At 62.2% G+C, this 26,739-nt stretch carries 1 protein-coding gene (only partly in view); it reads left to right on the forward strand.

The window, feature by feature from the left end; genetic code table 11:
- A protein-coding gene (gene sypC, locus KP808_RS12795) for a syringopeptin non-ribosomal peptide synthetase SypC (RefSeq protein ID WP_230016210.1) crosses the window boundary here: on the forward strand, positions 1-26,721 show its 3' portion. The gene continues 13,878 nt to the left of window position 1, outside the view; 26,721 of the gene's 40,599 nt are visible here — the last part of the coding sequence; its start codon lies off the left edge, out of view; its stop codon occupies positions 26,719-26,721.
- The last annotated feature ends 18 nt before the right edge of the window (positions 26,722-26,739 follow it).

Genomic DNA, 26,739 nt, shown 5'->3' on the forward strand with positions numbered 1-26,739 from the left:
ATCGACCTGAGCCGCCGCCTGCGCGTGCAGGCCCGACAGCTCGGGGTCAGCTCCGCCAGCCTTTACCACCTGGCCTGGGCCCGTGTGCTGGGCGCTGCATCCGGCAAGGACGATGTGGTGTTCGGCACCGTATTGCTCGGTCGTCTGCAGGGCGGTGCCGGGTCTGACCGGGCGCTGGGGATGTTCATCAACACCTTGCCGTTGCGTGTCACGCTGGGCGAGCAGGGCGTGCGCAGCGGTCTGAAAGCCACCCACGCACGACTCAGCGGGCTGCTGGCCCATGAGCACGCCTCGCTGGTACTGGCCCAACGTTGCAGTGGTGTACCCGCTTCGACGCCATTGTTCAGCTCGCTGCTCAACTTCCGCCATACCGGTGATCTCGACGCAAGTGACCAGGCGCTGGTCGCCTGGGAAGGCATTCAGGCGCTGCATGGCGAAGAACGCACCAACTACCCGCTGACCTTGTGCGTGGATGATCTGGGCGAAGGTTTCGCCCTGACCGTCATGACCGAAGGGCAGATCGGTGCCAAACGTGTGTGTACCTACATGCACTGTGTGCTGGAAAATCTGGTGCAAGCACTGGAACAGACCCCGGACGCTGCGCTGGGAGCGCTGAATATCCTGCCCGCGATCGAGCGCCAGCAACTGCTGGAAAGCTGGAACACTCCGCATGCCCTGCAGGCCGACGACACCCTGATTCACCGTACCTTCGAAGCCTGGGTGGTGGCGCAGCCGAATGCCGTGGCCTTGCATTACGAAGACCGCACCCTGACCTATGCCGAACTGAACACCCGCGCCAATCAGGTAGCCCATTATTTGCTCGGCATGGGCGTGCAGCCGGATGACCGGGTGGCGATCTGTGTCGAGCGCAGCCTGGAAATGATTGTCGGCCTGCTCGGAGTTCTCAAGTCCGGTGCGGGTTACGTGCCGATTGACCCGGCCTATCCGGCCGAGCGTATTGCCTACCAGTTGCAGGACAGCGCCCCGATGGCGGTGCTGGCCGATGCGGCAGGGCTGGCGCTGCTGGGCACATTCGACGGCCCACGCGTGGATTTGCACAGTCCGGCGTTGCAGGCCCAGCCGGGCAGCAACCCACGACTGACCGGGCTTGGTTCGCACCACCTGGCTTATGTCATCTACACCTCCGGCTCGACCGGCCTGCCTAAAGGCGTAATGGTCGAGCATCGCAACGTGGCCAGGCTGTTCTCGGCCACCCAGAGCTGGTTTGGCTTCAACGAGCAGGATGTCTGGGCGTTGTTCCATTCATTCGCCTTCGACTTCTCGGTCTGGGAAATCTGGGGTGCGCTGTTGCACGGCGGGCGTTTGCTGATCGTGCCGCAGCTGGTCAGCCGCTCCCCGCAAGACTGCTATGCGCTGTTGTGCAACGCAGAAGTGACGGTGCTCAACCAGACCCCGAGCGCCTTCCGCCAGTTGCTCAACGCCCAAGGCGAGAGCGATCTGCGGCACTCCTTGCGCAAGGTTATTTTTGGCGGCGAAGCGCTGGATACCAGCATGCTCAAGCCGTGGTACGCCAGGGTGATCAACGCTGGTACGCAACTGGTGAACATGTATGGCATCACCGAAACCACGGTGCATGTGACCTATCAGCCCTTGGTGGCGGCAGATGCGCAGCGTGCGGGCGTGAGTCCTATCGGTGTGCGCATTCCCGATTTGCAGTTGTATGTACTCGATGCACGCCGCGAGCCGGTGCCGGTGGGTGTTGTCGGCGAGCTGTATGTCGGCGGCGCCGGTGTCGCGCGGGGTTACTTGAACCGTGAAGCGCTGACCGCCGAGCGTTTCCTGGCGAACCCGTTCAGCAAGGATCCTCAAGCGCGCCTGTACCGAACCGGCGACCTGGGTCGCTGGATGGCTGACGGCAGTCTCGATTACCTGGGCCGCAACGACGACCAGGTCAAGATCCGTGGCTTCCGTATCGAGCTGGGAGAAATTCAGGCGGTGCTGGCTGCCTGCGATACGGTCCGCGAAGCGCTGGTGCTGGTCCGCGAAGATCAACCGGGTGACAAGCGCCTGGTGGCCTATGTGATCGCCGAGCCGGGCCACGAGATCGTCGCGGCTGACTTGCGTGCACGGTTGCTGCTGTCTCTGGCCGACTACATGGTGCCCAGTGCTTTTGTGGCGCTGGACAGCTTCCCGCTGACCGCCAACGGCAAGCTCGACCAAAAGGCATTGCCTGCACCGGATGCGCAGGCACTGGCGATGCGCGAATACGCGCCGCCAGAGGGCGATGTCGAGATCGCCATCGCGCAGATCTGGCAGTCCCTGCTGCAAGTGCCGCAGGTTGGCCGCCACGATCATTTCTTCGAGCTGGGCGGGCATTCGCTGTTGGCCGTCAAACTGATCGAGCGCATGCGCCAGATCGACCTGTCGGCTGACGTGCGCGTGCTGTTCAGCCAGCCAACCCTGGCCGCACTCGCTGCGGCGGTGGGCGGGTACGCCGACGTGCAAGTGCCGGATAACCTGATCGTGCCGGGCTGCGAGCGTATTACTCCGGACATGCTGCCGCTGGCTGACCTTGATCAGGCAGCGATTGATCGGGTCGTTGCGAGCGTGCCGGGCGGTCTTGCCAACATTCAGGACATCTATGCCCTGGCACCCTTGCAGGAAGGCATTCTCTATCACCATCTGGCCGCGGATGAAGGTGATCCCTATGTCTTGCAGATGCTCTTTGCGTTCGATGATCGCGAGTGCCTGGCCGGTTTCGCCGCGGCCTTGCAGAGTGTGGTCGAACGCCACGATATCCTGCGCACCAGCGTGGTCTGGGAAGGGCTTGAGCAGCCGGTACAGGTGGTATGGCGCAATGCGAAACTGAGCCTGGAAGAGGTGGCCATCGACCCGCTCGACGGTGACGTGCTGACACGACTGCGCGAGCGTTTTGACCCGCGTCACTATCGCCTGGACATCGGCCAGGCGCCGCTGATGCGCATCGCCTATGCCGAGGACACCACCCACCAGCGTCTGGTCGGCATGTTGCTGTTCCACCATCTGGCGCTGGATCACACTTCGCTGGAAGTGGTAGTGGAGGAAATGCAGGCCAGCCTGCAGGGTCAGATCGAGCAATTGCCGGCCCCCGTGCCTTATCGCAACCATGTGGCACAGGCGCGTCTGGGTATCAGCCAGGCTGAACACGAAGCGTTTTTCCGCGACATGCTCGGCGACATCGACGAACCGACTCTGGCTTACGGTATACAGGACGTGCAGGGCGATGGCAGTGGCATCGAGGAAGTGAATCAGTTACTCGACAGCCAACTGAGCAGCCGTATACGCAGCATTGCGCGGCAGTTGGGGGTCAGCGCTGCAAGCCTGGCCCACCTGGCATGGGCTCAGGTGGCAGGTCGGGTCTCGGGGCGCGAAGAAGTCGTGTTCGGCACCGTACTGATGGGCAGGATGCAGGGCGGCAACGGTGCCGACCGGGCGTTGGGCATGTTCATCAACACCTTGCCGCTGCGCATCAGCGTCGGCAGCCAGAGCGCTCTGGCGGCGGTCAAGGTCACTCACCAACGCCTGTCGGCACTATTGGGGCATGAGCATGCCTCGCTGTCGCTGGCCCAGCGCTGCAGCGGCGTGCCGAGTTCGCTGCCGCTGTTCAGCACCTTGCTCAACTACCGCCACAGCAACAACAGTGCGGCATCGACCGACACATTGTCAGCCTGGCAGGGCATTCAGACCCTGAGCATGGAGGAACGCACCAATTATCCGTTGTGCCTGAACGTCGATGACCTGGGCGATGACTTCATGCTCACTATTCAGGCCATCCAGCAAATCAGTGCAACGCGCATCGGCGAGTACATGCAGGTTGCACTGCGCAGCCTGGTGGAAGCACTGGAACACACCCCGCATGCCGCGTTGAACAGCCTGTCGATACTGCCGGACGATGAGCGCGAGCTGTTGCTGGCGGGCTTCAATGACACTGCCCATCCTTATCCTCGCGATGTGCTGATTCACCAACTGATCGAGCAACAGGCCGCCCAGCGTCCGGATGCCTGCGCTGTGCGCGGCGACAGCGGACCACTGCTCACTTACGCCGAACTCAACCAGCAGGCCAATCAGCTGGCCCATCGTCTTATCGAACTGGGCGTGCAGCCTGATACGCGGGTCGCAGTAAGCCTGCGTCGCGGCGCGGAAATGGTCGTGGCGCTGTTGGGTATTCTCAAGGCCGGTGGTGCCTATGTGCCGATCGATCCTGACCTGCCGAGCGCTCGCCAGGCCTATATGCTTGAGGACAGCTCGCCGCGGGCAGTGCTGACCACTCAGGATCTGCATGGCAACCTGCATGCCATGCAGCTGCCGATACTGGTCCTGGATGACCATCAGGATAGCGCGCAACTGGCTAAGCAACCGTGCGTTAATCCGGATGCCAACGCCTTGGGCCTTCAGCCGAATCATCTGGCCTATGTGCTGTACACCTCGGGTTCCACCGGCACGCCCAAAGGCGTGATGAACGAGCACCTTGGAGTCGTTAACCGCCTGCTCTGGGCCCGTGACGCCTATCAAGTGAACAGTCAGGATCGGGTACTGCAAAAGACCCCGTTCGGCTTCGACGTGTCGGTCTGGGAGTTTTTCCTGCCGCTGCTCGCCGGTGCCGAACTGGTCATGGCCCGCCCCGGTGGCCATCAGGACCCTGACTATCTGGCACAGGTCATGAGTGACACGGGCATTACCCTGCTGCACTTTGTGCCTTCAATGCTCGATGTATTTCTGGAACACCGCTCAACCCGCGACTTCCCGCAACTGCGCCGCGTACTGTGCAGCGGCGAGGCGCTTCCCCGCGCGTTGCAGCGCCGCTTCGAGCAACACCTCAAGGGCGTCGAACTGCATAACCTGTATGGCCCGACCGAAGCGGCCATCGACGTTACCGCCTGGGAATGCCGTCCGACAGATCCGGGCGACAGCGTGCCCATCGGCCGTCCGATTGCCAATATTCAGATGCACGTGCTGGATGCCCTGGGCCAGTTGCAACCGCTGGGCGTGGCCGGTGAGCTGCACATTGGCGGCATCGGCGTGGCCAGGGGTTATTTGAACCAGCCAGAACTGAGTGCCGAGCGTTTCATCGCCGACCCGTTTTCCAGCGACCCGCAGGCCCGCCTGTACAAAACCGGCGACTTGGGTCGCTGGCTGGCCAATGGCGCGCTGGAATACCTGGGTCGTAATGACTTCCAGGTGAAGATTCGCGGCTTGCGTATCGAGATCGGCGAAATCGAGGCCGCTCTGGCCAAACACCCGGCGGTCCAAGAAGCGGTGGTCACCGCTCGCGAAGACATACCTGGCGACAAACGTCTGGTGGCTTACTACACGCGGTCTGCCGGGCACACTGCTGTCGATATCGAAACCCTGCGTGGTCACCTGCAGCAACAGTTGCCTGAATACATGGTTCCGGCCATCTACGTACTGCTCGATACCATGCCGTTGACGCCGAACGGCAAGCTGGACCGCAAGGCGCTGCCAGCACCAGACGGTGATGCGCTGATCAGCCGTGGCTACGAAGCGCCGCAAGGCGAAACCGAAGAGCAGATCGCGACTATCTGGCAAGACCTGCTGGGCGTCGCACAGGTCGGGCGTCACGACCACTTCTTCGAACTCGGCGGTCATTCGCTGCTGGCGGTGAGCCTGATCGGGCGTATGCGCCAGTTGGGCCTTCGCGCCGATGTACGCGTGCTATTCAGCCAGCCGACGCTGGCAGCACTGGCCGCAGCCGTGGGCGGTGGCACCGAGATCGTGGTGCCAGCCAACCTGATCACCGAGGATTGCCAACGCATTACGCCTGAGCTGCTGCCACTGGCGGACCTGACTCAGTCGCAGATCGATCAAGTCGTGGCAACCGTGCCGGGCGGCGTGGCCAATGTGCAGGACATCTACCCGCTGGCGCCGTTGCAGGCAGGTATTCTTTATCACCATCTGGCCGCCGAAATCGGCGACCCCTATGTGTTACAGACGCAGTTCGCCTTTGCTGACGGCGAGCGTCTGAATGCCTTCGCTCAGGCTTTGCAGGCGGTTATCGACCGCCACGACATTCTGCGCACCAGCGTGGTCTGGGACGGTCTGGACTCACCTGTGCAAGTGGTCTGGCGTCAGGCCCGGTTGCACCTTGACGCACTTGAGCTTGATCCGGCAGACGGCGATATCGGTGCACAACTGCACAGCCGCTTTGACCCGCGCCATTACCGTCTGGACATCGGCCAGGCGCCGCTGATGCGCGTGGCCTATGCCGAAGACCCGCTCAACCAGCGCATCTTCGCGATGCTGCTGTTCCACCACATGGCGCTGGACCACGTAGCTCTGGAAGTGGTGAAGCATGAAATGCAGGCCTGGCTGGCGGGCGAGGCAGACAGCCTGGCTGCGTCGGTGCCTGTGCCGTATCGCAACTATGTGGCCCAGGCACGTCTGGGTGTCAGCCAGGCCGATCACGAAGCGTTTTTCCGCGACATGCTCGGCGATATCGACGAGCCGACGCTGCCGTTCGGCCTGCTTGACGTGCAGGGTGAAGGTCGTGACATCGAGGAAGCCAGCCTGGCGCTGGATCCTCAAATGAACCTGCGCCTGCGTGCTCAGTCCCGGCAACAGGGTGTGAGTGCCGCAAGTCTGGTGCACCTGGCCTGGGCTCAGGTGTTGGGCAAGGTATCAAACAAGCAGGATGTGGTCTTCGGTACCGTCCTGATGGGCCGGATGCAGGGTGGCGAAGGTACCGAGCGAGCCTTGGGGATGTTCATCAACACCTTGCCGCTGCGGGTTTCGGTAGGCGAGCAGGGCGTACGCGACGGGGTCAAGGCCACTCATAAGCGCTTGACTGCCTTGCTCGGTCACGAACATGCCTCGCTGGCGTTGGCCCAGCGTTGCAGCGGTGTTGCCGCACCCGCGCCGCTGTTCAGCGCGCTGCTCAACTATCGCCACAGCGGGGTCGGCAGTGTGTCTGACCAGGCCGTGCAGGCATGGCAGGGCATTGCGGTCCTCAGCGGCGAAGAACGCACCAACTATCCATTGACGTTGAACGTCGATGATCTGGCCGATGGGTTCAGCCTGACGGCGTTGGTGGCTTCGTCAATCGGTGCGCAACGTGTGTGCGGCTACATGCACACGGCGCTGGAAAACCTGTTGACAGCATTGGAGCAGACGCCAGAAACGCCGTTGCAAGGTTTGCCGATTCTGCCAGCTGTCGAGCGTGAGCAGTTGCTGGTGGCGTTCAACGACACCACGCTGGATTACCCGCAGCAGCAGACCATTCACGGGCTGTTTGAAGCACAGGTCGAGCTTACGCCGCAGGCTCTTGCGGTCGTCCACGGCGAACAGCGCCTGACGTATCGCGAGCTTAACGAGCAGGCCAACCGCCTGGCCCATGCCTTGCGCAAGCAGGGCGTTCAGCCGGATTCGCGGGTAGGCATTTGTGTAGAACGCGGCGTGGAGATGGTCATCGGCTTGTTGGCGATCCTCAAGGCGGGCGGCGGTTACGTGCCACTCGACCCGGCTTATCCAGCGGAACGTATCGCTTACATGTTGCAGGACAGCGCTCCGGCCGCAGTGCTGGCGCAAACCGCGACTCAGGGCTTGCTGGCCGACGTTTCGGTACCTGTGATCAATCTTGATCTGAGCGGTTGGCAGGACCAATCCGTCCAGAATCCGCAGGTACAGGGGCTGACTTCAGCGCATCTGGCATACCTGATCTACACCTCGGGTTCCACCGGCCTGCCGAAAGGCGTGATGATCGAGCACCGCAACACCGTGAACTTCCTGACCTGGACGCACACGGCTTTTGATGCGTCTGCTCTGGAAAAAACACTGTTTTCCACCTCGCTGAACTTCGACCTCGCGGTCTACGAGTGTTTTGCACCGCTGACCTCGGGCGGCAGCATCGAAGTGGTCAAAAACGTGCTGGAACTGCAACACGGCGAGCACGATATCGGCCTGATCAACACCGTACCGTCGGCGCTCAAGGCCTTGCTGGAGGTCGATGGACTGCCGAAATCGGTCCATACGGTCAACGTCGCCGGTGAAGCGCTGAAACGCGCTCTGGTAGAAAACCTGTTCGAAAAAACCGGCGTGCAGCGTTTGTGCAACCTCTACGGCCCTTCGGAAACTACTACCTACTCAAGCTGGGTGGCGATGGACCGTGAAGACGGCTTCGCAGCTCACATCGGCAAACCGGTCGGCAATACACAGTTTTACCTGCTGGACGAGCAACAGCAGCCTGTGCCACTGGGTGTTGCCGGTGAAATCTACATCGGCGGTGCCGGTGTGGCCCGTGGCTACCTGAACCGCGATGATCTGACCGCCGAACGCTTCCTCAATGACCCGTTCAGCCAAAACCCAGCGGCACGCATGTACCGTACCGGCGACCTGGGTCGCTACCTGCCAGACGGTAATATCGAATACCTCGGCCGTAACGACGATCAGGTGAAAATCCGCGGCTTCCGTATCGAACTGGGCGAGATCGATGCGCGTCTGGCCAAACACCCGGCCGTCCACGAAGCCGTAGTGACAGCCCGCGAAGATGTGCCGGGCGACAAGCGTCTGGTGGCTTACTACACCCTGAGCGCAGGGCAGGCTTCGGTCGACATCGACAGCCTGCGCGGCTGGCTGCAGGAGCAATTGCCGGCCTACATGATCCCGGTGGCCTACGTGCGTCTCGATGCACTGCCACTCACCCCGAACGGCAAGCTGGACCGCAAGGCCCTGCCAGCACCTGAAGCCGATGCACTGATCAGCCGTGGTTATGAAGCCCCACAAGGTGAAACCGAAGCGCAGATCGCAGCCATCTGGCAAGACCTGCTGGGCGTCGCGCAGGTCGGCCGTCACGACAACTTCTTCGAGCTGGGCGGTCATTCGCTGCTGGCGGTGAGCCTTATCGGCCGTATGCGCCAGTTGGGTTTGAGCGCTGACGTGCGCGTGCTGTTCAGTCAGCCGACCCTGGCCGCACTGGCTGCCGCAGTCGGCGGTAACACGGACATCGTGGTGCCAGCCAATCTGATTACCGAGGATTGCCAACGCATTACGCCTGAATTGCTGCCACTGGCCGACCTGACCCAGGCACAGATCGATAAGGTAGTCGACAGCGTGCCGGGCGGCGTGACAAATGTGCAGGACATCTACCCATTGGCGCCGTTGCAGGAAGGCATCCTCTATCACCACCTCAGCGCTGAGCGCGGAGATCCGTATTTGCTGCAATCGCTGTTCGCCTTCGACAGCCAGGAGCATGTCGACGACTTTGCCCGCGCCTTGCAGTTCGTGATCCAGCGCCATGACATTCTGCGCACTGCACTGGTCTGGGAGGGACTGGACGAACCGATGCAAGTGGTCTGGCGTCAGGCGTTGCTGATGCGCGAAAGCTTCGACCCGGACCCGCAAGGCGGCGATGTCGCGACACAGTTGCACCAGCGTTTCGACTCCCGCCGCCACCGTCTGGACATTCGTCGGGCGCCGATGATGCGTCTTGTACATGCCTGGGATGAGACAAACCAGCGCTGGCTGGGCTGGTTACAGTTCCATCACCTGGTCATGGACCATACAACGCTGGAAGTAGTGCGCCATGAGATGCAGGCCTACCTGCTGGGGCAGGGGGCTCAACTGGGCCTGGCGGCACCATATCGCAATTATATTGCTCAGGTCCGCCTGGGCATGAGTCAGGAGGAACATGAGGTGTTCTTCCGCGACATGTTGAGCAATGTTGACGAGGCGACGCTGCCGTTTGGTTTGCAGGAGGTGCAAGGTGACGGTCATGACATCGAAGAAGGCTTTCTGCCGGTGGATCTGGAGCTCAGCCGTCGTTTGCGGGCCCAGGCCCGTCAACTGGGAGTAAGTGCCGCGAGCCTGGTCCACCTGGCCTGGGCGCAGCTGTTGAGTAAGGCCTCGGGGCGTGACGACGTAGTGTTCGGCACCGTGCTGCTGGGCCGGATGCAAGGTGGCGAAGGCTCGGACCGAGCGCTGGGCGTGTTTATCAACACCTTGCCGCTACGTGTGGGCCTGGGCGACCAGGGCGTGCGTGACGGGGTCAAGGCCACGCACCGGCGCTTGACCGCATTACTCGGGCATGAACACGCGTCTCTGGCGCTGGCCCAACGTTGCAGTGGCGTGGTCGCACCGGCGCCGTTGTTCAGCGCGCTGCTCAACTATCGCCACACCAGCGTTGCCGTGACCGATGAAACGCTGACGGCCTGGAATGGCATGCAGGCAATAGCACTGGGCGATGAAGAACGCACCAACTATCCACTGACCCTCAACGTCGATGACCGCGGCGAAGACTTCCTGTTGACCGTACAGACCATACCGCTGATCGACGGCGCCCGGATTTGCGCCTACATGCTGCAAACATTGAGCAATCTGGTCAACGCGCTGGAGCAGGCGCCGCAGACACCGTTGCACGCTATTTCGATCCTGCCGGACAGCGAGCGGCAGCAGTTGCTCGAACAGTGGAACGAAGCTGGCAATACCTGTACGAGCGAGACACCGATTCATCTGCAATTTGAAGCCCGCGCAGCAGAGCGGCCGAATGCCGTGGCGCTGGTGTTCGAAGAGCAGACCCTGAGCTACGGCGAACTCAACGCCCGTGCCAACCAGGTTGCACATCGCCTGCTGGCCCACGGCGTTCGCCCGGATGATCGGGTAGCGATCTGCGTCGAACGCGGCCCGGCGATGATCATTGGCTTGCTGGGTATTCTCAAATCCGGCGCCGGCTACGTGCCACTGGATCCGGCTTATCCGCTGGAGCGCCTGGTCTACACCCTCGGCGACAGTGCGCCGGTCGCGTTGTTGAGCCAGCAGTCGGTGCAGCAGACGTTGCCTGTCTGCGAAGTGCCGCTGATCTATCTCGACGATGCCGACCTGCAGGACGAATCCGTCTGTAATCCGCAAGTACCGGTCAAGCCCGCTGACCTTGCCTACGTCATCTATACCTCCGGCTCCACCGGTCTGCCCAAGGGCGTGATGGTCGAGCATCGCAACGTTGCACGACTGTTCTCGGCCACCGAAGACTGGTTCGGTTTCAATGAACAGGATGTCTGGGCATTGTTCCACTCGTTCGCTTTCGACTTCTCGGTATGGGAAATCTGGGGCGCACTGCTGCACGGCGGACGTTTGTTGATCGTGCCGCAACTGGTCAGCCGCTCGCCGGAAGACTTCTACAACCTGCTGTGCAGTGCCGGGGTGACGGTGCTTAACCAGACGCCAAGTGCGTTCCGCCAGCTGATTGCTGCCCAGGCTGAAAACACTCAGGCACATTCGCTGCGCCAGGTGATTTTCGGCGGTGAAGCACTGGAAACAGCGATGCTCAAGCCGTGGTACGCCCGCAGCGCGAACGCTGGCACGCAACTGGTGAACATGTACGGCATCACTGAAACCACAGTGCATGTGACCTATTACCCGTTGCAGCCCGAAGACTCCCAGCGCGTCGGTGCCAGCCCGATCGGCAAGCGCATCCCGGACCTGCGCCTTTATCTGCTCGACGCCCATGGCGAACCCGTGCCGACAGGCGTGATCGGCGAGTTGTACGTGGGCGGTGCCGGTGTTGCTCGTGGCTACCTGAACCGTGAAGCACTGACGGCAGAGCGTTTCCTCGATAACCCGTTCAGCACTGCACCGGGTGCGCGCCTGTACCGTACCGGCGACCTGGGACGCTGGCTGGCCGATGGCAGCCTGGAATACCTGGGCCGCAACGACGAACAGGTCAAGATTCGTGGTTTCCGTATCGAACTGGGCGAGATCGAAGCGCGTCTGGCTGAATATCCGGACGTCCGCGATGCGGTGGTGCTGTGCCGTGAGGATGTGCCCGGCGACAAGCGCCTGGTGGCCTATGTCACGACGCAGCAGCCGGAAAGCCTGCTGGACATCGAAAGCCTGCGCGAGCATCTGTACGGTGCATTGCCGGAGCACATGGTGCCCGCGGCCTACGTACAACTCGATGAGTTGCCACTGACGGCCAACGGCAAGCTCGACCGCAAGGCTTTGCCGGTGCCCGACCGCTCGGCGGTGGTCAGTCGTGGCTACGCAGCACCTGAAAACGACACCGAGATGGCCATTGCACGTATCTGGCAAGACCTGCTGCAACTGGAGCAGGTTGGTCGTCATGACAACTTCTTCGAGCTGGGCGGCCACTCACTGCTGGCCGTCAAACTGATCGAGCGCATGCGCCAGATCGATCTGGTTGCCGACGTGCGCGTGCTGTTCAGTCAGCCGACCCTGTCTGCCCTGGCAGCAGCGGTCGGCGGCAAGGGTGCACTTGAAGTACCCGCCAACCTTATTAACGCCAACTGCGAGCGCATCACCCCGGACATGCTGCCTCTGACAGTCCTGAGTCAGAATGATATCGACCGGGTGGTGGCAAGCGTACCCGGCGGCCTGGCCAACGTGCAGGACATCTACGCTCTGGCACCGCTGCAGGAAGGTATTTTGTATCACCACCTTGCCGCGACCGAGGGAGACCCGTACCTGCAATACGCGTTGTTTGCCTTTGATAGCCTCGAGCGTCTGCACGGTTTCGCCCAGGCACTGCAAGGCGTGATCGCGCGGCACGATATCCTGCGCACCGCCGTGCTTTGGGAGCGTCTCGACTCTCCGGTGCAGGTGGTCTGGCGTGAAGCACCCTTGGGCCTGGATGAGCTGATACTGGACCCTGCCGATGGCGATATCGCCGAACAACTGCTGGACCGTCTGGACCCTCGCCACACCCGTCTGGACATTCGTCAGGCGCCGATGTTACGCATTGGTTATGCACATGACGCAGAGAACGACCGCTGGCTGGGCATGTTGCTGTTCCATCACCTGGTGGACGACGCCACGTCGCTGCGCATTCTCACCAGCGAAATCGAGTCGTACATGCTCGGGCAGCAAGCCTCGCTGCCACCGTCCGTGCCCTACCGCAATTACGTGGCCCAAGCCATGCTCGGCGTGAGCCGCGAGGAGCACGAAGCGTTTTTCCGTGACATGCTCGGTGATATCGATGAACCGACGCTGCCGTTTGGCCTGCAGGACGTGCAGGGCGACGGGCGCGGTATCGAGGAAGCGCGCCTACAGGTCGACATGGACCTGAGCCGCCGCCTGCGCTTGCAGGCGCGTCAGTTCGGGGTCAGCTCCGCCAGCCTGTATCACCTGGCATGGGCTCGTGTTCTGGGCGCTTTGTCAGGCAAAAAGGATGTGGTGTTCGGCACCGTATTGCTCGGCCGCCTGCAAGGTGGTGCCGGGTCTGACCGGGCGCTGGGGATGTTCATCAACACCTTGCCGTTGCGTGTCACGCTGGGCGAGCAGGGCGTGCGCAGCGGTCTGAAGGCTACCCACGCCAGACTCAGCGGGTTGCTGGCCCATGAACACGCCTCGCTGGTACTGGCACAGCGTTGCAGTGGCGTGTCCGCTTCGACGCCGCTGTTCAGCGCCTTGCTCAACTACCGACATATCGCCGCTGAGGTCAACCAACAGACACTGGACGCCTGGCAAGGCATCGAAAGCCTGCGCGGCGAAGAGCGCACCAACTATCCGCTGACCCTTTCAGTAAACGATGAGGGAACGGGCTTCAGTTTAACGATCCAGGCCAGTGCCAGCATCGACGCGCAACGCGTCTGCGCTTATGTGCAGACCACTCTGGAGAATGTGGTCAGCGCACTGGAGCAGTCCGGCGAGGTGCCGCTGGCAGGCTTGCCAGTTCTGTCGGCTGTCGAGCGTGAGCAGTTACTGGTGGCGTTCAACGACACCGCGCTGGATTACCCGCAGCAGCAAACCATTCACGGGATGTTCGAAGCGCAGGTCGAGCGCACGCCGGAAGCGGTAGCAGTCGTCCATGGCGAACAACGCCTGACCTATCGCGAGCTTAACGAGCAGGCCAACCGCCTGGCCCATGCCTTGCGCAAGCAGGGCGTGCAGCCGGATTCTCGCGTCGGCATCTGTGTAGAGCGCGGCGTGGAGATGGTTGTAGGGTTGCTGGCGATCCTCAAGGCGGGCGGCGGTTACGTGCCGCTCGACCCGGCGTATCCGGTAGAACGAATTGCCTACATGTTGCAGGACAGCACTCCGGCCGCAGTACTGGCGCAAAACGCGACTCAGGACTTGCTGGCCGACGTTTCAGTACCTGTGATCAATCTTGATCTGAGCGATTGGCAGGACGAATCCGTCCAGAATCCGCAGGTGCCGGGGCTGACTTCAGCGCATCTTGCCTACCTGATCTACACCTCGGGTTCCACCGGCCTGCCGAAAGGCGTGATGATCGAACACCGCAACACCGTTAACTTCCTGAGCTGGGCGCACACGGCTTTCGACGGCTCTGCGCTGGAAAAAACACTGTTCTCCACCTCGCTCAACTTCGACCTCGCAGTTTACGAGTGCTTCGCGCCGCTGACATCGGGTGGCAGCATCAATGTGGCGAAAGATGTTCTGGAAGTGCAACACGGCGACCACGATATCGGCCTGATCAACACCGTACCGTCGGCGCTCAAGGCCTTGCTGGAAGTCGATGGACTGCCGAAATCGGTCCATACGGTCAACGTCGCCGGTGAAGCGCTCAAGCGCAGCCTGGTCGAATCGCTGTTCGAGAAGACTGGTGTGCAGCGTCTGTGCAACCTTTATGGCCCGTCCGAAACGACCACCTACTCAAGCTGGGTAGCGATGGATCGTGAAGATGGCTTCGCAGCTCACATCGGCAAACCGGTTGGCAATACCCGGTTTTACCTGCTGGACGAGCAACAGCAGCCTATTCCGTTGGGTATTGCCGGTGAAATCTACATCGGTGGTGCCGGTGTAGCCCGGGGTTATCTGAACCGCGAAGACCTGACCGTCGAACGCTTCCTCGAGGACCCGTTCAGCGAACAGCCAGCGGCACGTATGTACCGTACCGGCGACCTGGGTCGCTACCTGCCAGACGGCAATATCGAATACCTCGGTCGTAACGATGATCAGGTGAAAATCCGCGGCTTCCGTATCGAGCTCGGCGAGATCGATGCACGCCTGGCCAAACACCCGGCCGTACAAGAAGCGGTGGTCAACGCCCGCGAAGATGTTCCGGGTGACAAGCGTCTGGTGGCTTATTACACCCTGAGCGCAGGGCACGCGTCGGTGGACATCGACAGCCTGCGCGGCTGGCTGCAGGAACAATTGCCGGCCCATATGATCCCGGTAGCCTATGTGCTGCTCGACGCACTGCCGCTGACGCCGAACGGCAAGCTGGACCGCAAGGCACTGCCAGCACCGGAAGCCGATGCACTGATCCGCCGTGGTTACGAAGCCCCCCAAGGCGAAACCGAAACCCTGCTGGCGCAAATCTGGAGCGACCTGCTCCAGGTTGAACGCGTCAGCCGTCACGACCAGTTCTTCGAGCTGGGCGGTCACTCCTTGCTGGCGATGCGCCTGATTTCGCAGATTCGCCAACAACTGGGTGTCGAACTGAGCCTGGCCGCGCTGTTTGCCCACCCCGAACTGAGCACACTGGCACTGGCCATCGCCCAGGCTGGACGCAGCATCCTGCCGGATATCGTACCGGTGGCACGCGATCAGGCCTGGCCATTGTCGTTCGGCCAGCAACGCCTGTGGTTCCTCGCCCAGATGGAAGGTGCCAGTGCGGCCTACCACATGCCTGTCGGCTTGAGCTTGCGTGGCGAGCTGGATCGCGCGGCAATGCAACGAGCGCTGGAGCGTATCGTGGCGCGCCACGAGGGTCTGCGCACCACCTTCATTCAGGGCGATGACGAACAACCATTGCAACGGATCAGCCCGGCGGATGCCGGCTTCAACCTGCAACTGCACGATCTGCAAGGGCTGGTGGATGCCAAAGAGAAGCTTCAGGCACTGGCCAGCGAAGAGTCGCTGCAAGGCTTCGATCTGGAACAGGGCCCATTGATCCGGGGCCGCCTGATTCGTATGGCCGAGGACAATCACGTCCTGCTGCTGACCATGCACCACATCGTTTCCGATGGTTGGTCGATTGGCGTGCTGACCCGTGAACTGGCCGCGCTTTATGCAGCATTCATTCAGGGCCAGGACGACCCATTGGCGCCACTGGCGCTGCAATACCTGGACTACGCGGTGTGGCAGCGTCGCTGGTTGAGCGGCGATCTGCTGCAGCAACAAAGCGACTACTGGCAGCAAAACCTGGCAGACGCTCCGGCGCTGCTGATGTTGCCCACCGACCGGGTACGTCCGGCGCAGCAGGACTATACCGGCGCAGTGCTGCCCATCGTTTTCGACGAAGACCTGACTCGCGGCCTGAAGGCATTGAGCCAACGTCACGGCAGCACACTGTTCATGACCGTCATGACCGCCTGGGCTGCGCTGCTGGGGCGTCTGTCCGGTCAGGACGACGTGGTCATCGGCACGCCAGTGGCCAACCGCACACGCAGTGAGACCGAAGGATTGGTGGGCCTGTTCGTCAATACCCTGGCCATCCGCGTCGACCTCAGTGACAAGCCCACGGCAAAGACTCTGCTGGCGCAGGTCAAGACCAGCACGCTAGGCGCCCAGGACCATCAGGATCTGCCGTTCGAGCAAGTGGTGGAAGTGATCAAGCCGGTGCGCAGCCTGTCGCACAGCCCGGTGTTCCAGGCCATGCTCAGCTGGCAGGACATGGGCGGCGGGGATTTCGCCCTCGGCGATCTGCAACTGGAAAACCTGAGCGCGGAACATACGCTGTCCAAGTTCGATCTCTCGCTGGACATCGGCGAAGCCCAGGGTCAGCTGTTCGGTTCACTGGAATACGCCACCGCGTTATTCGATGAAAGCACCATCGCCCGTTATCTGGGCTACCTGCAGCGTTTGCTGCACGCCATGGTCGCCGATGACCGCCAGGTGCTGGAACACGTACCACTGCTCGATGCCGCGGAGCGCAAGCATCTGCTGGTCGACCTTAACGCTACCGACGTGCCTTACCCGCAAGATCGCACGATTCATCAGCTGTTCGAGGAAAAGGTCCAGGCACAGCCCGACGCCATCGCCGTGGCCTTCCAGGCGCAGCGCTTGAGCTATGCCGAATTGAACCGTCAGGCCAACCGTCTGGCTCATCACCTGATCAGCCTGGGCATCGGTCCGGATGATCGTGTGGCGATCTGCGTCGAACGTGGAGTGAAAATGATCGTCGGCCTGCTCGGCGTGCTCAAAGCCGGTGCCGCCTATGTACCGCTGGACCCGGCTTACCCGGCCGAGCGCCTGGCGTACATGATCAACGACAGCCAGCCAGCGGCGTTGCTTACCCAGCGCGGCTTGCAGGAGCGTTTGCCTGCACTGTCGATGCCGCTGGTATTGCTCGACGACGAGCATTGCCAGGGCTTCGCCGAGTGCGATGACAACCCGGTCGTACCGACACTCGGCGTGCGCAACCTGGCGTATGTGATCTACACCTCGGGTTCCACGGGCAATCCGAAGGGCGTGATGATCGAACACCGAGGCCTGGTCAACTACAGCGTCGATGCGGCGCGGCTGTTTGGCCTGTCCCAGAGCGACACGGTGCTGCAACAAAACACCCTTAACTTCGACCTGTCGGTGGAGGAGATCTTCCCGGCACTCCTGGCCGGTGCCACTCTGGCGCCAAGCCGCGAGATATTCGGCAGTGAGGGCACTGAAAATCACGGCATTTACCCGACCGTCCTGCACTTGACCGCCGCGCATTGGCACACCCTGGTCGCCGAATGGCACAACCAGCCGCAGGCTGCTGAACAACGCCTGGCCGAGGTGCGCCTGATCAACGTCACAGGTGACGCATTGTCGGCACAGAAACTCAAACTCTGGGATGAGGTGCGCCCGGCACACACTCGCCTGATCAACACTTACGGGCCGACCGAAGCGACGGTGTCCTGCACCGCGGCCTACGTCAGTCACGACGCTGCGGTCGGAAGCGAAGGCAGCGGCAACGCGACCATCGGCAAGCCGATGGCCAACACCCGCATCTACCTGCTCGATGCCCATCAGCAGCCGGTGCCATACGGCGTGGCCGGTGAGATTTTCATCGGTGGCGACGGCGTGGCACGCGGTTACCTGAACCTTGAAGCGGTCAACGCCGAGCGCTTCCTCGCTGATCCATTCAGCAACAGCCCTGATGCCCGGATGTACAAGACCGGTGACCTGGCACGCTACATGGCCGACGGCCGTATTGAATACCTGGGCCGTAACGACTTCCAGGTCAAAGTGCGCGGTTTCCGTATCGAACTGGGCGAAATCGAAGCCCGTCTCGGTAATTGCAAAGGGGTCAAGGAAGCGGTAGTGATCGCTCGGGAAGACAATCCCGGTGAAAAACGTCTTGTGGCCTACGTGATCGCCCAGCCACAAGTGAATCTGGACGCCGCCAGCCTGCGCGCCGAACTGGCACCGCAACTGGCCGAGTACATGCTGCCAAGTGCTTTCGTGCTGCTTGATGCACTGCCGCTGACACCGAATCGCAAACTCGATCGCAAGGCCCTGCCTGCTCCGGCGGACAACGCCTTTGCCAGTCGCGAACATGTAGCCCCGCAAGGCACCAGCGAAAAAGCCCTGGCGCAGATCTGGCAGAACCTGCTCAACCTGGAAGCAGTAGGGCGCCATGACCACTTCTTCGAACTGGGCGGGCACTCGCTGCTGGCGATGCGTCTGATTTCCCAGGTGCGTCAGCGCATGGGAGTCGAGCTGAGCCTGGCTGACATCTTTGCCCAGCCGGAACTCGCGCCGCTGGCTCAGGTAGTGGCGCACGCTGCCGGCAGCAGCCAGCAGCCCATCGTGCCGGTGTCTCGCGATCAGGCTTTGCCGCTGTCGTTTGCCCAGCAACGCCTGTGGTTCCTGGCGCAGCTGGACGGCGGCAGCGCGGCTTATCACATTCCAGCCGGTCTGCGTCTGCGCGGCAGCCTCGATAAAGTCGCCCTGAAACGGGCGCTGGACCGTATCGTTGCGCGTCACGAGGCGTTGCGTACGACCTTTGTGCAGGAGCAGGACCACGATCCGCTGCAGCGCATCGCCCCGGCTGATGTCGGCTTGAGCCTGCAATTGCAGGTGCTGAGCGGGCAGGATGATGCGGAACAACAACTGCTCGCCATTGCCGCAGAAGAGGCCGAACAGGGCTTTGATCTGCTCAATGGCCCGCTGGTGCGCGGACGCCTGGTATGCCTGGCCGATGACGACCATGTGTTGCTGGTGACCATGCACCACATCGTCTCTGACGGCTGGTCCGCGGGCGTATTGACCCGTGAGCTGGGCGTGCTCTATGCAGCGTTCAGCGAGGGCGCCGAAGATCCGTTGCCAGCGTTGCCGGTGCAATACGCCGACTACGCGCTGTGGCAGCGCAACTGGCTGAGCGGTGACGTGCTGCAACAACAGCGTCAGTACTGGCAGCAGACTCTGGCCGGTGCGCCAGCCTTGCTGACCTTGCCAAGCGACAGGCCACGTCCGGCGCAACAGGACTACAGCGGTCAACTGCTCGGGCTGGTGCTCGATGCCGATCTGACCCGCGGCCTCAAGGCGCTGAGCCAGCGGCATGGCAGCAGCCTGTTCATGACGGTCATGGCCGCATGGGCTGCGCTGCTGGGACGTTTGTCCGGTCAGGACGACCTGGTCATCGGTACGCCGGTGGCCAACCGCATGCGCGCCGAGGTGGAGGACCTGATCGGGTTCTTCGTCAACACCCTGGCCGTACGCGTCGACCTCTCGGGTACGCCGAGCGTGCAAAGCCTGTTGCAGCAGGTCAAACAACAGACGCTGGCCGCCCAGGCGAATCAGGACCTGCCGTTCGAACAGGTGGTTGAGGTGGTTCGCCCACAACGCAGCCTGTCCCACAGTCCGATTTTCCAGGCCATGTTGTCGTGGCAGAACAACGAAGCGTCCGATCTGGCGCTTGGCGACATGACCCTGCAGGGCGTCGCGGTGGCTGGCCATACGGCCAAGTTCGACCTGACGCTGGACATGACCGAGGTCGGCGATCAGTTGATCGGCACACTGGAGTACGCCACGGCGTTGTTCGACGAGAGCACCATGCAGCGCTACATGGGCTACTTCCAGCGCTTGCTGGAAGCGATGGTCGCCGACGACCGCCAGTTGCTGGAACAGGTGTCGTTGCTCGATACGGTGGAACGCCAGCATTTGCTGGTCGACCTTAACGCTACCGATGTGCCTTACCCGCAGCACAGCACCATTCACCAGCTGTTCGAAGAAAAGGTTCAGACACAGCCCGACGCCATCGCCGTGGTCTACGAGGCGCAGCGCCTGAGCTATGCCGAGTTGAACCGTCAGGCCAACCGTCTGGCTCATCACCTGATCGGCATGGGCATCGGCCCGGACTATCGAGTGGCGATCTGCGTCGAGCGCGGCGTGGAAATGATGATCGGCCTGCTCGGTGTGCTCAAAGCCGGTGCCGCCTATGTACCGCTGGACCCGGCGTATCCGGCCGAGCGCCTGGCCTACATGATCAACGACAGCCAGCCAACGGCATTGCTGACCCAGCGTGATCTGCAGAAACGCTTGCCGCCCCTGACCTTGCCGCTGGTGCTGCTCGACGATGATCAGCGCACAACCTTTACCGAGCGTGACGACAACCCGGTGGTGGAAGCCCTCGGTGTGCGCAACCTGGCGTATGTGATCTACACCTCCGGTTCCACCGGCAATCCGAAGGGGGTGATGATCGAACACCGTGGCCTGGTCAACTACAGCGTCGATGCGGCGCGTCTGTTTGCCCTGTCCCCAACCGACACCGTGCTGCAACAGAACACCCTGAACTTCGACCTCTCGGTGGAGGAAATCTTCCCGGCATTGCTGGCTGGCGCCACTCTGGCACCGAGCCGCGAGATATTCGGCAGCGAAGGGGCTGAAACTCACGGCATTCATCCGACTGTCCTGCACCTGACTGCTGCGCATTGGCATACGCTGGTAGCCGAATGGCACAACCAGCCGCAGGCTGCTGCGCAACGTCTGGCTGAGGTGCGCCTGATCAACGTCACGGGTGACGCACTGTCGGCACAGAAACTCAAGCTCTGGGATGAGGTGCGCCCGGCGCACACTCGCCTGATCAATACCTATGGCCCGACCGAAGCGACAGTGTCTTGCACCGCGGCTTACGTCAGCCATGACGCAGTGGTCGGCAGCGAAGGCAGTGGCAACGCGACCATCGGCAAACCGATGGCCAACACCCGTATCTACCTGCTCGATGCCCATCAGCAGCCCGTGCCATACGGCGTGGCTGGTGAGATCTTCATCGGTGGTGATGGCGTTGCGCGGGGTTACCTGAACCTCGAAACGGTCAACGCCGAGCGTTTCCTCGCGGATCCGTTCAGCAACAGCCCTGACGCCAGGATGTATAAAACCGGCGACCTCGCGCGCTACATGGCCGACGGCCGTATCGAGTACCTGGGCCGTAACGACTTCCAGGTCAAGGTGCGTGGTTTCCGTATCGAACTGGGCGAAATCGAAGCCCGCCTGGGTACTTGCGCCGGGGTCAAGGAAGCGGTGGTGATCGCTCGGGAGGACAATCCGGGAGATAAACGTCTGGTGGCCTACGTAGTCGCACAGCCGGATATGCACCTCACGGCCGCCAGCCTGCGTACCGAACTGGCACCGCAACTGGCTGAATACATGCTGCCGAGTGCATTCGTGATCCTCGACGCCTTGCCGCTGACGCCGAACCGCAAGCTGGATCGCAATGCCTTGCCGGCTCCGCAGGCCGATGCATTTGCCAGTCGCGAGCATGTGGAACCGCAAGGTGACACCGAGGTGGCGCTGGCGCAGATCTGGCAAAACCTGCTCGATCTGGAACAGGTAGGCCGTCATGACCAGTTCTTCGAGCTGGGCGGGCACTCCTTGCTGGCGATGCGTCTGATTTCCCAGGTGCGCCAGCAACTGAGCGTCGAGCTGGGCCTGGCGGATATCTTTGCCCAGCCTGAACTCGCCGCCATGGCACGGATACTCGCCGAAGCCAAAGGCAGCGTTCAGCCGCCGATCGTGCCGGTGCCTCGCGACCAGAACTTGCCGTTGTCGTTTTCCCAGCAGCGTCTGTGGTTCCTGGCGCAGCTGGAAGGCGGCAGCGCGGCTTACCACATTCCGGCAGGGCTGCGTCTGCGTGGCACTCTGGATAACCCTGCGCTGAAGAGGGCGCTGGACCGTATCATCGCCCGCCACGAAGTGCTGCGGACGACCTTCGTGCAGGAGCAGGACCAGGATCCGGTGCAGCGCATCGCCCCGGCTGATATCGGTTTCAGCCTGCAACTGCAGGTGCTGACCGGGCAGGCGAATGCTGAAGAGCAACTGCTCGCCATCACCGCTGAAGAGGCCAACGAAGGCTTCGATCTGCTCAACGGCCCGCTGGTAAGGGGACGTATGGTGAGCATGGCCGACGACGATCATGTGTTGCTGGTGACGATGCACCATATCGTCTCCGACGGCTGGTCCGCGGATATCCTGACCCGTGAGCTGAGTGTGCTCTATGCCGCGTTCAGTGCCGGTGCCGAAGATCCGTTGCCCGCCTTGCCGGTGCAATACGCCGACTATGCCGTGTGGCAGCGCAACTGGCTGAGCGGCGATGTGCTGCAGCAGCAGCGTCAGTACTGGCAGCAGACCCTGGGCGGTGCACCAGCCTTGCTGACCTTGCCGACCGACCGGCCACGCCCGGCACAACAGGACTACAGCGGCAACATTCGCGGCCTGGTGCTCGATGCGGAGCTGACCCGGGGCCTCAAAGCCCTGAGCCAACGGCATGGCAGCACCCTGTTCATGACTGTGATGGTCGCATGGGCCTCGCTGTTGGGGCGTCTGGCTGGTCAGGACGATGTGGTGATCGGTACGCCGGTGGCCAACCGCCTGCGTGCCGAAGTGGAGGACCTGATCGGGTTCTTCGTCAACACCCTGGCGATACGCATCGATCTCTCCGGCACACCAAGCGTCGAAGCGTTGATGCAGCAGGTCAAGCGGCAGACGCTGGCAGCGCAGACTCATCAGGACCTGCCGTTCGAACAGGTGGTCGAGGTGGTTCGCCCGCAACGCAGCCTGTCCTACAGCCCGATCTTCCAGGCCATGTTGTCGTGGCAGAACAACGAAACATCCGATCTGTCGCTGGGCAACATGAACCTGCAAGGCGTGGCGGTAAACGACCACACGGCCAAGTTCGATCTGGTGCTGGACATGACCGAGGTCGGCGATCAATTGATCGGTACGCTGGAATACGCCACGGCGCTTTTCGACGAAAGCACCATGGACCGTTACCTGGGCTATTTCCAGCGCTTGCTGGAAGCCATGGTCGCCAATGAGCAACGCATACTGGAACACGTGCCGTTGGTGGATGCGGCCGAGCGTCAGCATCTGCTGAGCGGTCTTAATGCAACCGACCGCGCTTACCCTCAGGGTCAGTTGATGCATCGTCTTTTCGAGGCGCATGCGGCATCCCGTCCTCAGGCGATTGCAGTCCGTCAGGGCGAGCAAACACTGACTTACTCCGAACTCGACAGCCGCGCCAACGCCCTGGCTCAGCAACTGCGCCAACGCGGCGTGGCAGCGGGAACCCGAGTGGCGATACTGCTGGATCGTTCGGTGGAGCTGCTGACCAGTATGCTGGCCACCCTCAAGTGCGGCGCGGTTTACCTGGCGCTGGACCGCCTGGCCCCCGAAGAGCGTGTGCGCTTCATGCTCGAGGACAGCGAAGCAACCCTGTTGCTGAGCCGTAGCGACCTGAACGCACCTGACATGACGCCAAGACTGGATCTGGACACACTGGATCTATCAGATGCTAACGATGGCCCAGTCGCGCTCGCGGATGAAGTCGCAGGGCAGACCCCGGCGTGCATCATCTACACCTCCGGCTCCACCGGCATGCCCAAGGGGGTGATCGTGACCCACAACGGCATTGTGCGGCTGGTGCGGGACAACTACGACTTCCGGGCCGATGACCGTGTGGCGTTTTCCTCCAACCCGGCATTCGACGCCAGTAGCCCGGAGATCTGGGGTGCCTTGCTCAATGGTGGCCAGTCGGTAATTGTCGAGCCTTCCGTGTTGCTTGAGCCAGCAGACTTTGCCGCCTTGCTCAAACGCCACGAAGTGACAGTGATGTTCAGTTCGACCGCCTTGTTCAACCTGTATGCCGGGTTGATTCCCGAGGCTCTGGCAGGCTTGCGCATGCTGGAGTGCGGTGGCGAACGGGCGGATCCGGCGTCGTTCCGCCGGGTACGGGAGCACTCGTCTCAAGTGCGCTTGTTCAACGGCTACGGCCCGACCGAGGGCACCACGTGCGCCACTCGTTACGAAGTGTTTGATGTGCAGCCGGGAACCCTGAGCCTGCCGATCGGCAAACCCAACGCCAACGTGCGCATCTATCTGCTCGACGCGTGCGGCGAGCCGGTGCCGATGGGCAGCGTCGGCGAGATCTACATCGGCGGTGTCGGGGTCGCGCTTGGTTACCTGAACCGCCCGGAACTGACCGCCGAACGCTTCAGCGATGACCCGTTCAGTCAGCAGGCGGGGGCGCGGCTCTACCGCACCGGCGACCTGGCGCGCTGGTTGCCGGACGGTAACCTCGAATACCTGGCGCGTAACGATGGTCAGGTGAAGGTCCGCGGCTTCCGCGTCGAACTTGGTGAGGTCGAGAGCAGCCTGCATGGGTGCGATGGCGTGCGCAACTCCGTTGTGGTGGCACGCGAAGACAGCCCGGGCGACACGCGTCTGGTGGCTTACTACACCGTGCATGCGGGCGCTGAAGCACTCGAGGTGGAGGCCCTGCGTGCACAGTTGAGCGCCGGCTTGCCGGAATACATGGTCCCGAGCGTATTTATCTGCCTGCCCGACTTGCCGCTGACGCTCAATGGCAAGGTGGATGTCCACGCACTGCCAGCACCGACAGCGGATCAGTTCGCGAGCAGTGCCTTCGAAGCCCCGGCAGGCGAGCTGGAGATTCGTCTGGCGAAAGCCTGGGCGGAGGTACTCGAGGTGCAGCAGGTGGGACGTCATGACAGCTTCTTCAGTCTCGGCGGTCACTCGCTGATGGCGGTACGACTGGTCAACCAACTGGTACAGAGTGGCTTGCCGGTGTCTCTGGCCGACGTGTTCCAGCACGCCAGCGTGGCGGCCCTGGCCAGCCTGCTGGGCAGCCGCAGCGAAGAGGTTGCAGCGCAGCTTCATGAGCAACTGGTGCCGGTGCGCACCACCGGCAACCAGCGTCCGCTGTTCCTGGTCCACGAGTTCACCGGCCAGGACGCGCATTTCCCGGCGCTGGCGGTACACATCGACAGCGAGATTCCGGTTTACGGGCTGAGCGGCATCCCGCTCGGTCAGGAACAGTTGCTGACCATGGAATGCCTGGCAACGCGCTTGTTGAATGTGATGCGCAGTGTTCAGCCGCATGGGCCTTATCGTCTGGCGGGCTGGTCGTTCGGTGGGCTTCTGGCCTACGAAATTGCCATCCAGCTGGAGGGCATGGACGAGGAGGTGGAGTTTATCGGCCTGCTTGACACCTACATGCCGCGCCTGGTGGATCTGGGTCGCGAGCGCTGGGACCTGCAGACCGCCCACCGTCAGCATCTGCTGGAACACTGCGAGCAGTTCTGGAGGGCCCGAGGCGAATGCACGCAGGCTCTGGAGGCCCTTGAGCAAGTGCGTGCAAACCGGCATGCCTTTGATTTCGCCGGGCTCCTGCAGCACTGCCGCGAGCAGGGTGCGCTGCCGCCGGAGCTGGAAATCTACACGAACGAGGGGCTTTGCCAGTACCTCGACCGAGAGGTTGCCCACGGTCATGCGCAGGCCAATTACACGGTTTACCCCAACAGCGTGCCGCTGCACCTGTTCACTGCCAGTGAGTGGGAACCCAACTCGCAGAAACACAGCGGTTACCTGGGTTGGGATAGCGTCCTGCCGGTCAGTCAGTTGCGCAGTATCAAGGTCGCTGGCGATCACTTGAGCATGATGAAGCCGCCACATATCGAGGGCCTGGGTCAGGCGATCAGCCAAGCGTTGGCTGATCTGCCCAATCGGCCACGAGGGGCTGACAGCGCCCACCGGCCGTTGTTGACGATTCAGGGTGGACGTCGCGATCACGCGCCAGTGTTCTGTGTACCGGGGGCAGGGGACAGTGTGACTGGCTTCATCAGCCTGGCCGATGCTCTGGGGCCGCACTGGCCGATCCACGGGCTGCAACCACGCGGGCTGGATGGCCGCACGGTGCCTTACAGTCTGGTGGAAACCGCCGCCGAGGCTTATCTGCAAGCACTCGACAGCACCCATCCAGAAGGACCGGTGCATCTGCTCGGTCATTCGTTCGGCGGCTGGGTGGCCTTTGAAATGGCTCAGCGCCTGACGGCAAGCGGCAGGGAGGTGGCTTCGCTGACACTGATCGACAGTGAGTCACCGGGCGGCAACGGCGTGGTGGGCAAACCTTACACCGCGATAGGCGTACTGGAACGTTTGATCGAAACCATGGAGCTGGCTGCGGGCAAGCCGTTGGGCATCGATCGTACGGCCTTCCGGGCCCAGGACGATGTCGGCCAGATGCGTTTGTTGCATGCCGGGATGGTGCGGGCAGGGATGTTGCCGCAGCGTTCGTCGCCGGACGCGATGCGTGGGCCTGCAAGGGCTTTCGGTACCGCGTTGCGCACACGTTATCAACCGTCGCAGATCTACACCGGGCCGGTGCGTCTGGTGCTGGCCGATGATCCGGTGCTGGATGCGGCGGGCAATCAGCGCGAACAGCAGGCGATGGTCAGCGGCTGGCGCCAGTGTGCTCCGGATCTCACTGTCTGGCGTGGGCCGGGCAACCATTTCACCATTCTCAAGGCGCAGCATGTACAGCATCTGGCGAACTGGTGGCTACCCCGTCAATAACATCGTTTCTTCAAGCCC

Source organism: Pseudomonas savastanoi, from assembly GCF_020917325.1.
GTDB classification, from domain to species: Bacteria; Pseudomonadota; Gammaproteobacteria; order Pseudomonadales; family Pseudomonadaceae; genus Aquipseudomonas; species Aquipseudomonas amygdali.